This window comes from Mycolicibacterium madagascariense, assembly GCF_010729665.1.
GTDB classification, from domain to species: Bacteria; Actinomycetota; Actinomycetes; order Mycobacteriales; family Mycobacteriaceae; genus Mycobacterium; species Mycobacterium madagascariense.
In genome coordinates this window covers 4,355,264-4,371,071 of sequence record NZ_AP022610.1, presented here as the reverse complement: position 1 = coordinate 4,371,071, position 15,808 = coordinate 4,355,264, and the positions used below count along the sequence as shown (strand labels likewise).

The 15,808-nt window shown below is 68.8% G+C and carries 14 protein-coding genes; 8 read left to right on the top strand and 6 right to left on the bottom strand.

Annotated features, from left to right (window positions below):
• The first annotated feature begins 18 nt into the window (after positions 1-18).
• On the top strand, positions 19-975 hold the full coding sequence (locus G6N60_RS20575) for an HpcH/HpaI aldolase/citrate lyase family protein (RefSeq protein WP_163740728.1): 957 nt from the start codon (positions 19-21) through the stop codon (positions 973-975).
• Here the strand turns inward: G6N60_RS20575 and G6N60_RS20570 are convergent.
• Positions 972-1,511 (bottom strand): DUF4190 domain-containing protein, encoded by a 540-nt coding sequence (locus tag G6N60_RS20570; protein WP_163740726.1) that lies wholly within the window; start codon positions 1,509-1,511, stop codon positions 972-974. The genes G6N60_RS20575 and G6N60_RS20570 overlap by 4 nt on opposite strands.
• A gap of 174 nt (positions 1,512-1,685) precedes the next feature.
• On the opposite strand from G6N60_RS20570, the gene G6N60_RS20565 reads away from it, so the two are divergent.
• From G6N60_RS20565 to G6N60_RS20540, 6 genes are all read left to right on the top strand, one after another.
• Entirely contained in the window at positions 1,686-2,198 is a 513-nt protein-coding gene (locus G6N60_RS20565) for a general stress protein (RefSeq protein WP_163740724.1), read from the top strand.
• 188 nt (positions 2,199-2,386) lie between these two features.
• Entirely contained in the window at positions 2,387-3,784 is a 1,398-nt protein-coding gene (locus G6N60_RS20560; RefSeq protein ID WP_163740722.1) for an ABC transporter substrate-binding protein, read from the top strand.
• A gap of 101 nt (positions 3,785-3,885) precedes the next feature.
• Positions 3,886-4,758 carry a carbohydrate ABC transporter permease gene (locus tag G6N60_RS20555; RefSeq protein ID WP_246241290.1) on the top strand — a complete coding sequence of 291 codons (873 nt, stop codon included), beginning with the start codon at positions 3,886-3,888 and terminating at the stop codon, positions 4,756-4,758.
• Positions 4,755-5,591, top strand: a complete 837-nt coding sequence (locus G6N60_RS20550) for a carbohydrate ABC transporter permease (protein ID WP_163740720.1) — start codon at positions 4,755-4,757, stop codon at positions 5,589-5,591. Before G6N60_RS20555 ends, G6N60_RS20550 begins: the two co-directional genes overlap by 4 nt.
• A 2-nt stretch (positions 5,592-5,593) precedes the next feature.
• Positions 5,594-6,766 (top strand): ABC transporter ATP-binding protein, encoded by a 1,173-nt coding sequence (locus tag G6N60_RS20545; protein WP_163740718.1) that lies wholly within the window; start codon positions 5,594-5,596, stop codon positions 6,764-6,766.
• Positions 6,763-7,356 carry a suppressor of fused domain protein gene (locus tag G6N60_RS20540; RefSeq protein WP_163740716.1) on the top strand — a complete coding sequence of 198 codons (594 nt, stop codon included), beginning with the start codon at positions 6,763-6,765 and terminating at the stop codon, positions 7,354-7,356. The genes G6N60_RS20545 and G6N60_RS20540 overlap by 4 nt, the downstream gene beginning before the upstream one ends.
• A gap of 61 nt (positions 7,357-7,417) precedes the next feature.
• Here G6N60_RS20540 and corA read toward each other — a convergent pair whose 3' ends face one another.
• On the bottom strand, positions 7,418-8,521 hold the full coding sequence (gene corA, locus G6N60_RS20535) for a magnesium/cobalt transporter CorA (RefSeq protein ID WP_179969718.1): 1,104 nt from the start codon (positions 8,519-8,521) through the stop codon (positions 7,418-7,420).
• A gap of 123 nt (positions 8,522-8,644) precedes the next feature.
• Here corA and G6N60_RS20530 point away from each other — a divergent pair, with 123 nt between their 5' ends.
• Positions 8,645-9,484 (top strand): glycine betaine ABC transporter substrate-binding protein, encoded by an 840-nt coding sequence (locus G6N60_RS20530; RefSeq protein WP_163740711.1) that lies wholly within the window; start codon positions 8,645-8,647, stop codon positions 9,482-9,484.
• Here the strand turns inward: G6N60_RS20530 and G6N60_RS20525 are convergent.
• The 4 genes from G6N60_RS20525 to G6N60_RS20510 form a co-directional block, all read right to left on the bottom strand.
• Entirely contained in the window at positions 9,481-10,311 is an 831-nt protein-coding gene (locus G6N60_RS20525; protein ID WP_163740709.1) for an SDR family NAD(P)-dependent oxidoreductase, read from the bottom strand. The genes G6N60_RS20530 and G6N60_RS20525 overlap by 4 nt on opposite strands.
• A 109-nt stretch (positions 10,312-10,420) precedes the next feature.
• A complete protein-coding gene (locus tag G6N60_RS20520) occupies positions 10,421-10,852 on the bottom strand; it encodes a VOC family protein (RefSeq protein ID WP_163740707.1) in 432 nt (143 codons plus the stop codon).
• A gap of 110 nt (positions 10,853-10,962) precedes the next feature.
• Entirely contained in the window at positions 10,963-14,751 is a 3,789-nt protein-coding gene (locus G6N60_RS20515; RefSeq protein ID WP_163740705.1) for a multifunctional oxoglutarate decarboxylase/oxoglutarate dehydrogenase thiamine pyrophosphate-binding subunit/dihydrolipoyllysine-residue succinyltransferase subunit, read from the bottom strand.
• 163 nt (positions 14,752-14,914) lie between these two features.
• Entirely contained in the window at positions 14,915-15,670 is a 756-nt protein-coding gene (locus G6N60_RS20510) for an HMG-box domain-containing protein (RefSeq protein ID WP_163740704.1), read from the bottom strand.
• Positions 15,671-15,808: the final 138 nt, after the last annotated feature.

Sequence of the window (15,808 nt, the reverse complement as noted above, 5' to 3'; positions counted from 1 at the left end):
AGAGTAGAGAGTAAGGCCGTGGAGAACCGATATCGCCCCCGTAGAACATGCCTTTCGGTTCCTGGCAGCAACGCCAAGATGATCGAGAAGGCCAAGGGCCTGGCCGCCGATCTGGTGTTCGTCGATCTCGAGGATTCGGTCGCGCCGGATGCCAAGGCGCAGGCGCGCACTCGGGCGGCGGCTGCCCTGGCCTCCGACGGCTGGGCGGGACAGCTGCGCGGCGTGCGGGTCAACGACTGGACGACGCCGTGGACGCACGCCGACGTCATCGAGGTGGTCGCGGCCGCGGGCGCCCATCTCGACGTCGTGCTGCTGCCCAAGGTCACCGACGTCGCCCACGTGCAGGCACTCGACCTCCTGCTGACCCAGCTGGAGCTGACCCACGGCCTGCCGCTGGGGCGCATCGGCATCGAGGCGCAGATCGAGAACGCGCGGGGCCTGACCAACGTCGACGCGATCGCGGCAGGCCCCCGGGTGCAGGCGCTGGTCCTGGGTCCGGCGGACATGATGGCCAGCCTCAACATGCGCACGCTGGTCGTCGGCGAGCAACCGGAGGGATACGACGTCGGCGACGCCCACCACCACGTCCTGATGACGATCCTCGTCGCGGCGCGGGCCGCCGGGATCAGCGCGATCGACGGGCCGTTTCTGAAGATCCGCGACCTCGACGCGTTCCGCCGGGTGGCGGGCCGGGCCGCCGCGCTCGGGTACGACGGCAAGTGGGTGCTGCACCCCGACCAGATCGCGGCGGGCAACGAGATCTTCAGTCCGCGCCAGGACGACTACGACCACGCCGAGCTGATCCTCGAAGCCTACGAGTGGCACACGTCGGGCGCCGGTGGCGCCAGGGGAGCGGTCATGCTCGGTGACGAGATGATCGACGAGGCGAGCCGCAAGATGGCGCTGGTGATCGCGGGCAAGGGCCGGGCCGCGGGGATGGCCAGGACGTCGGCGCGGTTCGCACCGCCGACTTAGAACCCGCGGGCGTAGTGCGGGTTGGTGCCCAGCAGGAGGGCGACGAAGAGGCCCACGAACACGACCACCAGCACGACCGACCCGATGGCTCCGATGATGGTGCCCGCCAACGCCATGCCGTGGCCCTCCTGACCGGTCCGCTTCGTCTCGCGCATCGCGAGGATGCCGAGGATCAGACCCGCGGGTGAGGTCAAGAAGCACAGGGCCACGGGGCCGATCAGCGCGCAGACCAGCGCGGCGATCGCCTTGCCGTTGGTGCCGACGGGCGGCGCCTGGTGGTACGGGTCGTAGCCGTAGTAGTACGGGCCGGCGTACGGCGCCGGCTGGCCACTGGGCGGCACGTAACCGGGCGGGGGCGGCGGCGGTGGCGGGTAGCCGCCGGAGCCGTAGCCGGGGGGCGGTCCGAAGGTGGGCGCCGGGGTCCTCCCCGGGTCGGTCGGGTAGTCCACGGGTTCCGGCGCACCGCTCTGCGCCGGGGCGTTCTCCAGGGGCGGGTATTCGCGACCGTGGGTCGACTCGTCGGGGCCGGAGGTCATCTCGAGCTCGCGCTCGGCGCGACTGCGGTCATGGCGTACAACTTAGCGCCGCCGACGGGGCCCGTTCGCGGGACGGCACTCATCGCGGACCCCGAACGTTGACAATGGACGGGGTGCGAAGACGCCGCTCCGCACGCCAGGGACACCCCGACGACGAGACGATAGGGACAGCTCATGACGAACCCACTCCAGAACCCAGGACGGGGAGGCCAGAATCCGGGACGCGGTGGGTTCGCGGCGCTCCCGACGCCGCCCAAGGGGTGGCCCATCGGCTCGTACCCCACCTACGCCGAGGCGCAGCGCGCCGTCGATCATCTCTCCGACCAGCAGTTCCCCGTTCAGCACGTCACGATCGTCGGCGTCGACCTGATGCAGGTCGAGCGCGTGACCGGGCGGCTCACCTGGCCGCGGGTGCTCGGCGGCGGAGCCGCGACGGGCGCCTGGCTCGGGCTGTTCATCGGGATCGTGCTCGGGTTCTTCGGCCCGAGCCCGTGGGGGTCGTTGGCCGCGGGTCTGCTCGCGGGCGTGTTCTTCGGCCTCATCACCTCGGGCCTGCAGTACGCGATGGCGCGGGGCACAAGAGATTTCAGCTCCACCATGCAGCTGGTGGCCGGTCGCTACGACGTGCTCTGTGACCCGCAGAGCGCCGAGCAGGGACGAGACATCTTGGCGCGCTTGACGATCTGAGGTGGTGTCGGCCCGCCGAGCGCGGGCCGTGGGCCCTGCCACCTGAAGGTTGCTGGCGCATCACGATTGCGACGCGCCAGTGTGAAAGTGTTGCGCATCACGCATAACTCGCTCTACGGTTTGCGCGCGGGACGGACTCGCCCGGAGCCGCTCCGGCTGCGGCACCGGACCCCGGACGGGAGGCGACGGTGCGCGTTGCACGGCTGTGCGCTGCGGCGCTGGCTGGGCTGACGGCGGCGTCGACGGTGTCGGCCTGCGGCGCCCAGAGCGGCGGAACCGTCATCGACTTCTACACCCCGGCCAGCGAGATGGCGACCTTCACCGCGGTGGCCAAGCGGTGCAACGACCAACTCGGCGGCCGGTTCACCATCAAGCAGGTCACGTTGCCCAAGGCGGCCGACGATCAGCGCCTGCAGCTGGCGCGCCGACTCACCGGCAACGACAAGACCCTCGACGTGATGGCCCTCGACGTGGTGTGGACCGCCGAATTCGCCGAGGCGGGCTGGGCGCTGCCGCTGTCCGACGACCCGGCCGGTCAGGCCGAGGCCGACGCGCGGTCGGACACCCTGCCCGGTCCGCTGAAGACCGCCGAGTGGCAGGACCGGCTCTATGCCGCACCGGTCACGACCAATACCCAATTGCTCTGGTATCGGGCCGATCTGGTGCCCGATCCACCCACCACGTGGGACGCCATGGTGGCCGAGGCGATCCGCCTGCACGACGAGGGCAAGTCCAGTTGGATTGCGCTGCAGGCAAAGCAATACGAGGGCCTGGTGGTGTGGTTCAACACGCTGCTGGAAAGCGCTGGGGGACAAGTACTCTCCGACGACGGCAAGACCGTCACCCTGACCGACACCCCCGAACACAAGGCCGCGACCGTGAAGGCCCTCCAGGTCATCAAGGCGGTCGCCACCGCGCCGGGCGCCGACCCGTCGATCACCCAGACCGACGAGGGCACCGCCCGCCTCGCACTCGAGCAGGGCAAGGCCGCACTCGAGGTCAACTGGCCGTTCGTCCTGCCATCGATGCTGGAGAACGCGGTCAAGGGCGGCGTCGGCTTCCTGCCGCTGAACACCCGCCCCGACCTCGACGGCTCGATCAACGCCGCGGGCACGTTCTCGCCCACCGACGAACAGTTCACCGCGGCCTACGACGCGAGCAAGGACGTGTTCGGCTTCGCCAATTACCCGTCCGTGGTGCCCGGCCAACCGGCCAGGGTCACCCTTGGCGGGCTCAACCTCGCCGTCGGCAAGAACACCCAGCACCGCGCCGAGGCGTTCGAGGCCATCCGGTGCCTGCGCAACGTCGACAACCAGCGCTACACCTCCGTCGAGGGCGGCCTGCCCGCCGTGCGCGCCTCGCTGTACGACGACCCCGCCTTCCAGCAGAAGTACCCGCAGTACGCGATCATCCGCGACCAGCTCACCAACGCCGCGGTGCGCCCCGCGACCCCGGTGTACCAGGCCGTGTCGACCCGGATCTCCGCGACGCTGGCCCCGATCACCGCGATCGACCCCGAACGCACCGCCGACGTCCTCGCCGAGCAGGTGCAGAAGGCCATCGACGGCAAGGGGCTGATCCCGTGACCGCGGTGACGCCCGACTCCTCGCGCGAGCGCTCGTCGGAAGCCCCCGGCTCCTCGCGCGACCGCTCGTCGGTAGCCCCCGCGGCGAACCGCACCGACGACGTGAGATCCGAGCGCCGCCTCGCGTTCTGGCTCGTCGCCCCCGCGGTGGTGCTGATGCTGGCCGTGACCGCCTACCCGATCGTCTACGCGGTGTGGCTGAGCCTGCAACGCTCCAACCTCGCCGCCCCCGACGACACCACGTTCATATGGTTCGACAACTATGCGACCATCCTCTCCGACAGGTACTGGTGGACGGCATTCGTGGTGACCCTCGCGGTCACCGTCGTGTCGGTGGCCATCGAGTTCGCCCTCGGCATGGCGCTGGCTCTGGTCATGCACCGCACCATCTTCGGCAAGGGCGTGGTGCGGACCGCGGTGCTCATCCCGTACGGCATCGTCACCGTCGCCGCGTCCTACAGCTGGTACTACGCCTGGACCCCCGGCACCGGATACCTGGCCAACCTGTTGCCGACGGGCTCGGCGCCGCTGACCGCGCAGCTGCCGTCCCTGGCCATCGTGGTGCTGGCCGAGGTGTGGAAGACCACGCCGTTCATGGCGCTGCTGCTGCTGGCCGGGCTGGCGCTGGTGCCGCAGGACCTGCTCAACGCCGCCCAGGTCGACGGCGCCGGGCCGTGGCGGCGGCTGACGAAGGTCATCCTGCCGCTCATCAAGCCGGCGATCCTGGTGGCCCTGCTGTTCCGCACGCTCGACGCGTTCCGCATCTTCGACAACATCTACGTGCTGACCGGCGGCGCGAACGACACCGGATCGGTCTCGATCCTGGGGTACGACAACCTGTTCAAGGCCTTCAACCTCGGGCTCGGGTCGGCCATCAGCGTGCTGATCTTCCTGACCGTGGCCGTCATCGCGTTCATCTACATCAAGGTCTTCGGCGCCTCGGCGCCGGGCGCGAACGAGCAGGGGCCGGCATGAGCGAGCGCGTGGGCCCCGGCCGCGTCGCGGGCTGGACCGTCGTCAACCTGCTGGTCGTGCTCTACGCGCTGATCCCGGTGCTGTGGATCCTGTCGCTGTCGTTGAAGCCGACGTCGACGGTCAAGGACGGCAGGATCATCCCGTCGCAGGTGACGTTCGACAACTACCGAGCGGTGTTCGCGGGCAACGTGTTCAGCTCTGCATTGGTCAATTCGATCGGCATCGGGCTGATCACCACCGTCATCGCGGTCGGCGTCGGCGGCATGGCCGCGTATGCCATTGCGCGACTGACCTTTCCGGGCAAGCGCGCCCTGGTCGGCGTCGCCCTGCTCATCGCGATGTTCCCGCAGATCTCGCTCGTCACACCGATCTTCGACATCGAGCGCACGCTCGGGCTGTTCGACACCTGGCCCGGCCTCATCATCCCGTACATCACGTTCGCGCTGCCGCTGGCGATCTACACCATGTCGGCGTTCTTCCGGGAGATCCCGTGGGATCTGGAGAAGGCCGCCAAGATGGACGGCGCGACGCCCTGGCAGGCGTTCCGCAGGGTGATCGCGCCGCTGGCCGCTCCCGGCATCGTGACCGCGGCGATCCTGGTGTTCATCTTCGCCTGGAACGACCTGCTCCTGGCGCTGTCGCTGACCGCGACGCAGCGGGCGATCACGGCGCCGGTGGCGATCGCGAACTTCACGGGCAGTTCGCAATTCGAGGAACCGACGGGTTCGATCGCGGCCGGCGCCATCGTCATCACGGTGCCGATCGTCGTGTTCGTGCTCATCTTCCAACGACGGATCGTCGCCGGTCTGACGTCCGGTGCGGTGAAGGGATAGTCATGGCCGAGATCGTGTTGGACCACGTGACGAAGAGTTACGCGGGCGGTGCCGACGCCGTGAAGGACCTGTCGATCACGATCGCCGACGGCGAGTTCATCATCCTGGTGGGGCCGTCGGGCTGCGGGAAGTCGACGACGCTCAACATGATCGCCGGGCTCGAGGACATCACCTCCGGTGAGCTGCGCATCGGCGGTGACCGGGTCAACGACAAGGCGCCCAAGGATCGCGACATCGCCATGGTGTTCCAGTCCTACGCGCTCTACCCGCACATGACCGTCCGGCAGAACATGGCCTTCCCGCTCACGCTGGCGAAGATGAGCAAGCCCGACATCGCCACCAAGGTCGAGGAGACGGCCAAGATCCTCGATCTCACCGAGCTGCTCGACCGCAAGCCGGGGCAGCTGTCAGGCGGCCAGCGTCAGCGAGTGGCCATGGGACGCGCCATCGTTCGCAATCCCAAGGCCTTCCTGATGGACGAGCCGCTGAGCAACCTCGACGCCAAGCTGCGGGTGCAGATGCGGGCCGAGATCGCCCGGTTGCAGGACCGGTTGGGCACCACCACCGTCTACGTCACCCACGATCAGACCGAGGCGATGACGCTCGGCGACCGCGTCGTGGTCATGCTCGGCGGGGTGGCCCAGCAGATCGGCACGCCCGACGAGCTCTACCACCAGCCGGCCAATCTGTTCGTCGCCGGCTTCATCGGGTCGCCGTCGATGAACTTCTTCCCTGCGTCGCTGACCGACGTCGGGGTGCGGCTGCCGTTCGGCGACGTCACGCTGACGCCCGAGGTGCACGAGATGCTGGCGCGACATCCCAAGCCCGCCAACCTGATCGTCGGCATCCGGCCCGAGCACATCGACGACGCGGCGCTGATCGACACCTACGCCCGGATCCGGGGCTTGACCTTCGAGGTGGCCGTCGACCTGGTCGAGTCGCTCGGCTCCGACAAAAACGTGCACTTCCACACCGACGGTGAGGGCGCCCACGCGGCGCTGCTGGCGGAGCTGGCGCCGGACTCCGGGGTCGGCGAGAACCAGTTCGTGGCAAGGGTTTCCGCCGAGACCAAGATCGTGGCGGGGCAGACCGCGGAGTTGGCCTTCGACACGTCGCGGCTGACCCTGTTCGACGCGGACACCGGAGCCAACCTGTCGATACCGCCGCACCCGTGACCGACGTCCTGGCCGAGGTCCGCGCCCGACTGCGCCGGCACTTCGGCCGCGCGGGCGTCGCCGCCGAACCGGTGGCCGCGAGCGTGACGTTCCTCGGTGCCGACCCCATCGAGGTGCTGCGCTTCGGGCCTGACGCCGACGGCACGTATCACCATGTGTCCCTTGGATGTTCGCGCTATCCGATGCTCGACCCGACCGCGATGGTGGTCGACGCGTCGAGCGGCCCGCGGGCCGAGGTCGTGGTGTCGCTGCGGGGTCCGACGCCGACGGGGCTGGCCCGGTCGATCGCGGTGGTGGCCGCGACGCCCGCGGTCGAGGGTCTGGTGCTCGTCCCCGACGCCCTCGTCGACCTCGAGACACCGCTGTGGGACGGGGCGCCGTTCACCGCGATGCTGTTGGGGCCCAGCGACATCGACGACGTCGAGCTGCCCGCGCCCAGCGATCCGGTGGCCGTCCTATCGGCCACGCCGATCACCCCGACCGAGGCGGCCTGGGTGCGGCTCAAGGGTGCCGACGCGATGCGCGAGGCGTGGGTCACCGACGGGGTCGACACCCGGGATGCGCGCCGCAAGGCCAGCTCGCCCAGCTAGCCGGTGCCCGAGACTGATTCCCACGACGCATCTCGCGGGTGGAGCGTCGCGAGATCCAGTCTCACAGCCAGTGATTGCGCCGAAAGTTGGTGTACAGCACGATGCACGTCGTCAGCATGATCAGCAGGACCGCCGGATAACCCCACACCTGGTGCAGTTCGGGCATGTGGTCGAAGTTCATGCCGTAGATGCCGGCCAGCGCGGTGGGTACGGCGGCGATGGCCACCCACGCCGAGATCTTGCGCATGTCGACGTTCTGCTCCATCGACACCTTGGCCACCGCCGCCTGCACCAGGGAGCTCAGCACCTCGTCATAGCTGGCGATGCGGTCCGACGCCTGGGTGTTGTGGTCCACGACGTCGCGGATGTAGCGCCGGACCTCCTTGGAGATCAGGTCGTTGTGGTCCGAGCCGAGGCGCTGCAGCGCCAGGTTCAGCGGGCTGACCGCGCGACGCATCTCGACGACCTCCCGCTTGAGCAGGTAGATGTGCTCGACGTTGGTGGTGCTGTTGGGGGAGAACACGTTCTCCTCCATGGCGTCGATGTCGTTCTCGAGCAGGTCGGTGACCTCGAGGTAGTGGTCGACGACGTGGTCGGCGATGGCATGCAGGACGGCGTAGGGGCCCAGCGCGCAGCTGGCCGGCGTCGTGTCCATCTGCTTGCGGACCGCGGCCAGACCGCCGTGGTCGCCGTGGCGGACCGTCACCACGAAGTCGGGGCCGACGAAGATCATGATCTCGCCGGTCTCGACGATCTCGCGGGCCATGGCCACCGAGTCGTGCTCGACGTACATGATGGTCTTGAGCACCAGGAACAGGGTGTTGTCGTAGCGCTCCAACTTGGGTCGCTGGTGGGCGTGCACCGCGTCCTCGACCGCCAACTCGTGCAGACCGAAGACGTCGGCGACCGACTGCATCTGATGCTCGTCGGGCTCGTGCAGGCCCACCCAGACGAAGCTGCGGCAGCCGTCCATCTCCATGTCGCGGACCTTAGCCAGCGCCGCGGCGTGAGTGTACTTGCCCGGCAGGCGTTTTCCGTCGGCGTAGACCCCGCAGTCGACCATCGCCCTGGCGACGGGGACGCGGATCGAATCGGGATCGGGCTCGCCTCCCCGACGATTCGTCGGCTTGAGCATCGATGGTTGCAAGGCGCGGAACGACGGCACGAACGATCTCCCCTCGACCGGCGGAGCGACACCGTTGAGCCCCGAATTGGACGCTGCGATGGTACGCCCACTGCCTGGCAGCGTGCTCCACGTCAGGCGTGGAGGGTGCAGTACCGTGGCGGGGTGTTCACGCGCGGGCGGCTAGCGGTCGTCGGTGCCGCACTCCTGGTCGCCGGTTGCGGCAGTGCGCCCGCGCCGCCGTCGCTGGCCGTCGGCGCCGCGTCGGACCCCGAGTCGGTGCTGCTGGCCAACGTCTACGCCGCGGCGCTGCGGTCCTACGGCAGCCCGGCGCACGTCGAGGTGGGCCCCGACCCGATCGCCGGGCTCGACACCGGTGGCGTCGAGGTGGCGCCCGGCCTCACCGGCCAACTGCTGGCGCGCTTCGATCCCGGTTCGCCGGCACGCGCGGCCGAGCAGGTCTACCGGACGATGATCTCGGCGCTGCCCGAGGGGATCGGCGCGGGCGACTACGCCCAGTCCGCGCAGGACGAGCCGGCGCTCGCCGTCCTGGACGCGACCGCGCAGAAGTGGGGCACGCACGACGTCACCGGCGTGATCGGGCACTGCGTCGGGGTGCGGGTCGGCAAGGTCGCCGGCGCGCAGGCGCCCACCGCGATCGGAACGTGCCGGCTGCCCGCGGCGATCGAATACCCGGACGCCGCAACGCTCGTCGGCGCGCTGCGCTCGGGGCGCGTCGACGCGGCGTGGACCTCGACCGCGCGGCCGGGCACCCCGGACGGCGTCGTCGTGCTCAGTGACCGAACCGCCGTCATCCGCGCCGAGAACGTCGTGCCGCTGTATCGGCGCAACGAGCTCGACGAGCGACAAGTGTTGGCGCTCAACGAGATTGCCGGTGAGCTCGACACCGGGTCGCTGGCCGACATGCTGTCCCAGATCGGCAACGGCGCCGACCCTGGTGCGGTGGCCGACGCGTGGCTGGCCGCCCACCCCCTCGGGCACTAGTGCGCGTTGGGCAGCGCCCTGGCGATCACCGACGAGAACAGCCGCTGGTAGCCCGAACCGGTGATGCGGACGATGACGTCGAGCACCTTCGCGTCCGCGCCAACGAGGACGCGGGCCTTGTCCTTGCGTACGGCGTCGAGGATGATCTTCGCGGCGCGCTCCGGGGTGGTGTTCGCCAGCTTCTTGTCGAAGACGTTCGCCAGTTCCTGGGCATCGACGCCCTCGGCGGCACCGGCATTGCGCGCGATGGCGGTCTTGATCCCGCCGGGATGCACCGTGGTGACCTTCACCGGCCGCTTGGCCGCGATCATCTCCTGGCGCAGTGCCTCGGTGAACCCGCGGACGGCGAACTTGGCGGCGTTGTAGGCGGCCTGTCCCGGCACCGAGAAGATGCCGAAGAGGCTCGAGACGTTCACGACGTGCCCGTCACCGGACTCGATGAGGTGGGGGAGGAAGGCCTTGGTGCCGTTGACGACGCCCCAGAAGTCGACGTCCATCACCCGCTCGATGTCCTTGTAGGCGCTGATCTCGATGTCGCCGGTGAAGGCGATGCCCGCGTTGTTGTAGATCTGGTTGACCTTGCCGAAGTGCGCCTTGACGGCGTCGGCGTACAGCTCGAAGGCCTCGCGCTCGGTGACGTCGAGGCGGTCGGCCTTTACCGGTGCGCCGATGGCCTTGAGCCGGGCCTCGGTGACGGCCAGCCCCTCGGTGTCGACGTCGCTGATGGCGACCTTCGCGCCCGATCGCCCCAGCTCGACCGCGAGGGCCTGCCCGATGCCCGAGCCGGCTCCGGTGACGACGGCGACTTTCCCCGCGAAGCCCTCCATGGGCACACTCCTGTTGTTCGACGCGTGTTGAGTTGACAGCCAGGGTAGACGATACCGCCGGTAGCGGTTGGGGAGGGTTGCCGTCGGCGGGCGTCGCGAGCGGCCGTGGCTAGATCGGTGCCGTGAGCTCCAGGTGCACGCCGTCGGGATCGCTGAACGACAGGATCGCGATGCCGAAGTCACCGAGCTCCTTGATCTCGCCGTGCTCGACGCCCGCGCCCTCGAGTCTGGTTGCCACCGAACGCAAGTCGTCGATGGAGGCCACGCCGAAGCTGACGTGGTCCAGGCCGACGCGGGTGGAGTCGAACCGGTCGGACGCCTCGGCGACGGGGCGCAGTCCGAACAGGATGCCGTTGGTCTGGAACACCACCCCGCCGTACAGCTGCGTCGGGTCGGCCCGCACCTCGGGATCGTCGACGTCGCCGGACGACGCCGCGGCGACCTCGAAGCCCAGGACGTCCTGGTAGAACTTCCGCGAGCGGTCGATGTCGGTGACGGTGATGCGGAGGTGGTGCAGACCTGTCGTCTCGATGAGTGCCATGGATGGTCGATACCCGCGACCGTGGCGCGTAAACGACCCCGCGACCGGGCGCGAACGTCGACGGCGGGGCGGTGTGTCGCCCGCCGACGCGCACGGTCGCGGGGTGGGGGTTAGGACGCGAACGCCTCGTCGATGATCTCCTGCTGCTCGACTGCGTGCACCTTCGACGAACCCGACGACGGTGCCGACATCGCGCGCCGGGAGATGCGCTTGATGCCGGTCAGCTTGTCCGGCAGCTGTTCTGGCATCGCGAGACCGAAGGTCGGCCAGGCGCCCTGGTTCGCCGGCTCCTCCTGCACCCAGAAGAACTGTTCGGCGTTCGGGTACTCGTCGAGCGTGTTGCCGAGCCGTCGCTTGGGCAGTGGGTAGAGCTGCTCGACGCGGACGATCGCCACGTCGTCGCGGCCGTCCTTGGCCTTGCGCGCCGCCAGGTCGTAGTAGATCTTGCCGCTGGTCAACAGGATCCGCTTCACCTTCGAGCGGTCGCCGTCACCGTCGGTGTACGTCGGCTCCTCCATGATCGAGCGAAACTTCTGCTCGGTGAAGTCGCGAATGTCGCTGACGGCGGCCTTGTTTCGCAGCATCGACTTCGGCGTGAAGACGATGAGCGGCCGGTGGATCCCATCCTTGGCGTGGCGGCGCAGCAGGTGGAAGTAGTTCGCCGGCGTCGACGGCATCGCGACGGTCATCGACCCCTCGGCGCACACCTGCAGGAACCGCTCGATGCGGCCCGAGGTGTGGTCGGGACCCTGGCCCTCGTGACCGTGCGGCAGCAGCAGCACGACGTCGGACAGCTGGCCCCACTTGGCCTCACCGGAGCTGATGAACTCGTCGATGATGGACTGGGCGCCGTTGACGAAGTCGCCGAACTGGGCCTCCCACAACACCATTGCGTCGGGATTGCCCACTGAGTAGCCGTATTCGAAGCCCACCGCGGCGTACTCCGAGAGCGCCGAGTCATAGACCATGAGACGCCCGCCGGTCGGCGTGCCGTCCTCGTTGAGCGTCAGCAATTCCAGCGGCGTGAACTCGGCACCGGTCGACCGGTCGATGATGACGGCGTGGCGCTGGGTGAACGTGCCGCGGCGGGTGTCCTGACCCGACAGCCGCACCAACTTGCCCTCGGCCACCAGGCTGCCGAGCGCCAGCAGTTCGCCGAACGCCCAGTCCACCTTGCCCTCGTAGGCCATCTCGCGGCGCTTTTCCAGCACCGGCTTGACCCGCGGGTGCACGGTGAAGCCCTCCGGCACCGCCAGGTGCGCGTCACCGATGCGGGCGAGCAGCGACTTGTCCACGGCCGTGGTGAGTTTCGCGGGCAGCTGCTGATCGGCCTCGACCGACTCGCTGGGCTCGATCTCGTGCTTCTCCAGGTCCCGGACCTCGTTGAAGACTCGCTCCAGCTGACCCTGGTAGTCGCGCAGCGCGTCCTCGGCCTCCTTGATGGAGATGTCGCCGCGGCCGATCAGCGCCTCGGTGTAGGTCTTGCGGACCCCACGCTTGGTGTCGATCACGTCGTACATGCCGGGCTGCGTCATCGACGGGTCGTCGCCCTCGTTGTGCCCGCGACGGCGGTAGCACAGCATGTCGATGATGACGTCCTTCTTGAACTTCTGCCGGAAGTCCACGGCCAGGCGGGCCACCCAGGAGCCTGCCTCGGGATCGTCGCCGTTGACGTGGAAGATGGGCGCTCCCACCATCTTTGCGACGTCGGTGCAGTACTCGCTGGAGCGCGAGTCCTGCGGCGAGGTGGTGAAGCCGATCTGGTTGTTGACGATGATGTGGATCGTGCCGCCGGTGCGGTACCCGCGCAGCAGTGCGAGGTTCAGCGTCTCGGCGACGATGCCCTGGCCCGCGAACGCCGCGTCGCCGTGCAGCATGAGCGGGACGACGGTGAAGTTCTGCGGGCCGTCGGCGCCTGCGTCGAAGTCGACGAGGTCCTGCTTGGCGCGCACCAGACCCTCGAGCACCGGGTCGACGGCCTCCAGGTGCGAGGGGTTGGCGACGAGCGACACGTCGATGTCGTTGTCCCCGAACATCTGCAGGTAATTGCCGGTGGCGCCGAGGTGGTACTTCACGTCACCGGAGCCGTGCGCCTGGCTGGGGTTCAGGTTGCCCTCGAACTCGGAGAAGATCTGCGACGCGGGCTTGCCGACGATGTTGGCCAGCACGTTGAGCCGACCGCGGTGCGGCATGCCGATGACGACCTCGTCGAGACCGTGCTCGGCGGCCTGGTCGAGCACGGCGTCCATCATCGGGATGACGCTCTCCGCGCCCTCCAGCGAAAAGCGCTTCTGCCCAACGTATTTGGTCTGCAGGAAGGTCTCGAACGCCTCGGCGGCGTTGAGCTTGCTCAGGATGTACTTCTGCTCGGCGACGGTGGGCTTGTCGTGCTTGACCTCCACCCGCTCCTGAATCCACTTCTGCTGCTCGGGTTCCAGGATGTGGGTGTACTCGACGCCGACGTGGCGGCAGTACGCGTCGCGCAGCACCGACAGCACGTCGCGCAGCTTCTTGTACTCCGCGCCGGCGAACCCGTCGACCTTGAACACCCGGTCGAGGTCCCACAGCGTCAGGCCGTGGGTGAGCACGTCGAGGTCGGGGTGGCTGCGGAACCGGCTCTTGTCCAGGCGCAGCGGGTCGATGTCCGCCATCAGGTGACCCCGATTGCGGTACGCCGCAATGAGTTCGATGATGCGGGCGTTCTTGTCGAAGATCGAGTCCGGGTTGTCGGTGCGCCACCGCACCGGCTCGTAGGGGATGCCGAGCTCGCGGAAGATCTCGTCCCAGAAGTCGTCGGACAGCAGCGACTGGTGAATGGTGCGCAGGAAGTCACCGGACTCCGCACCCTGGATGATGCGGTGGTCGTAGGTCGACGTCAGCGTGATGAGCTTGCCGATGCCGATCTCGGCGATGCGCTCCTCGCTGGCCCCCTGGAACTCGGCGGGGTACTCCATCGCGCCCGCGCCGATGATCGTGCCCTGCCCGGACATCAGGCGCGGCACCGAGTGCACGGTGCCAATCGTGCCGGGGTTGGTCAGCGAGATGGTCACGCCCGCGAAGTCCTCCGCGGTGAGCTTGCCGTCGCGAGCGCGGCGCACGATGTCCTCGTAGGCCGCCACGAACTGGCCGAACTGCATGGTCTCGCACCGCTTGATGGCCGCGACGACGAGCTGACGCTTGCCGTCCTTGCCCTGCAGGTCGATCGCGAGGCCCAGGTTGGTGTGGGCGGGGGTGACGACGTTGGGCTTCCCGTCGACCTCGGCGAAGTGCCGGTTCATGTTGGGGAAGCTCTTGATGGCCTGCACGATCGCGTAGCCCAGCAGGTGCGTGAAGCTGATCTTGCCGCCGCGGGTGCGCTTGAGGTGGTTGTTGATGACGACGCGGTTGTCGATCATCAGCTTGGCCGGGATCGCGCGGACGCTGGTGGCCGTCGGGACCTCGAGCGAGGCGTTCATGTTCTTCACCACGGCGGCCGACGCGCCACGGATGACGGAGGTCTCGTCGCCGTCCGCGGCGGTGGACGCGGCTGGGGCGGGCTTGGGCTTGGGCTCGGGCTTGGCGGCGGGCTTCGGGTCGGCGGCCTTCGGCTGCGGCGTGGGCTCGGGCTTGGCGGCGGGCTTGGCGGGCGTGGACGCGGCTGGGGCGGGCTTGGGCTCGGGCTTGGACTCGGTGGGCGCGGGCTTGGGCTTGGGTTCGGCAGCCTTCGGCTGCGGCTTGGCCTCGGGCTTCGGGTCGCTCTTGGCCGCACCGTGACCGTTGGTGTCGGTGCCCTCAGGGGAGTAGTCGACGAGGAACTCGTGCCAGCTCGGGTCGACCGACGAGGGGTCGTCGCGGAACTTGCGGTACATCTCGTCGACAAGCCACTCGTTCTGTCCGAATGGGGAAGGTGAACTGCTCACGGCAGCTACTCGCCTCGATTCCTTCTAACGCTGCGGACGCGCCGTCTGCCGCCCGCTCTTTCGCCGCATAAAGGCTAACGCCTTCCGGTTGCCCCGCGACGGCCAACGCCATGCGCGACGTCGGGCCGACGGCGGCGGCGCGATGCCTGCCCCGGTGACGTCGTCACGACTGGTCCAATGCCGGCAGTACGTGCAGCGTGGCAGGCCAGCGCAGCGGCGGGGACCCGAACGCGGTGCGCGCGTTGCCGATGATGCGCTTGCCCATCGCCCGGTTGCCGACGCCGCCGATGACCGCGCCGATGCCGACCGGCAGCATCTTGCCGAAGGCGATGGCTCCGCGCTTGAGCGCGTACTTCTTCACGAAGAACTTCAGCAGGCGTCCGTTGAGCTGGGACACCGCGGGCAGGGGCAACGACGCCGCGCCGTCGGACAGCCAGGCGCCGCTGGTGCGACCGGAACCGATCAGGTCGGCGACCGCACGTCGACCGTCGTCGCCGACCAGGACCGCCAGGACCAGCGCACGGCGGCGCTCGCGGTTCTCGGCGGGGATGCCGTGCACCTCGGCCACCGCCAGTACGAAGACCGCCGTCGCCTCCAGGAACACCACGGTCTCACCGGCGACGGCGGACATCGCGATGAGCGTGCCCACCCCGGGGAACGCCGCCGTGGAGCCCACGGCCGCACCGCTGGCCATCACGGCACTGAGGTAGTGCTTCTCCAACTTCTCGACGATCTCGGCCGGGGTCGCATCGGGATGCTGCTCCCGCATCCGCTCCACGTAGGCCTTGACCGCGGGCGCCTGGACGCGGGCGCCGCGCTCGATGATCTGGGAGAGGGCGCGTGCGGCGACGCTGGGGTCATCGACGGAGTGCTTGCCGGTGCCTGACAGCTGCTTCTTGGCGCTGGAACGAGCGCTCATGGGTACGGCCTCCATGGATGGACGGGCATTTCAGGGTATCTCCTGGCAATACCCGTACAACGCCCGGCGACACGAGGGCGTGCCCGCCGGTGACATCGGTCACCGTTCGCTTCGGGAAGAAATCCCTCGTTCCTCTCG

What these genes read in the sequence shown, in the direction of transcription:
- G6N60_RS20545 (WP_163740718.1), top strand. Translation starts at nt 5,594, where the DNA reads ATGGCCGAGATCGTGTTGGACCACGTGACGAAGAGTTACGCGGGCGGT.
- G6N60_RS20525 (WP_163740709.1), bottom strand. Translation starts at nt 10,311, where the DNA reads ATGGAGGGCTTCGCGGGGAAAGTCGCCGTCGTCACCGGAGCCGGCTCG.
- G6N60_RS20565 (WP_163740724.1), top strand. Translation starts at nt 1,686, where the DNA reads ATGACGAACCCACTCCAGAACCCAGGACGGGGAGGCCAGAATCCGGGA.
- G6N60_RS20550 (WP_163740720.1), top strand. Translation starts at nt 4,755, where the DNA reads ATGAGCGAGCGCGTGGGCCCCGGCCGCGTCGCGGGCTGGACCGTCGTC.
- G6N60_RS20520 (WP_163740707.1), bottom strand. Translation starts at nt 10,852, where the DNA reads ATGGCACTCATCGAGACGACAGGTCTGCACCACCTCCGCATCACCGTC.
- G6N60_RS20570 (WP_163740726.1), bottom strand. Translation starts at nt 1,511, where the DNA reads ATGACCTCCGGCCCCGACGAGTCGACCCACGGTCGCGAATACCCGCCC.
- G6N60_RS20510 (WP_163740704.1), bottom strand. Translation starts at nt 15,670, where the DNA reads ATGAGCGCTCGTTCCAGCGCCAAGAAGCAGCTGTCAGGCACCGGCAAG.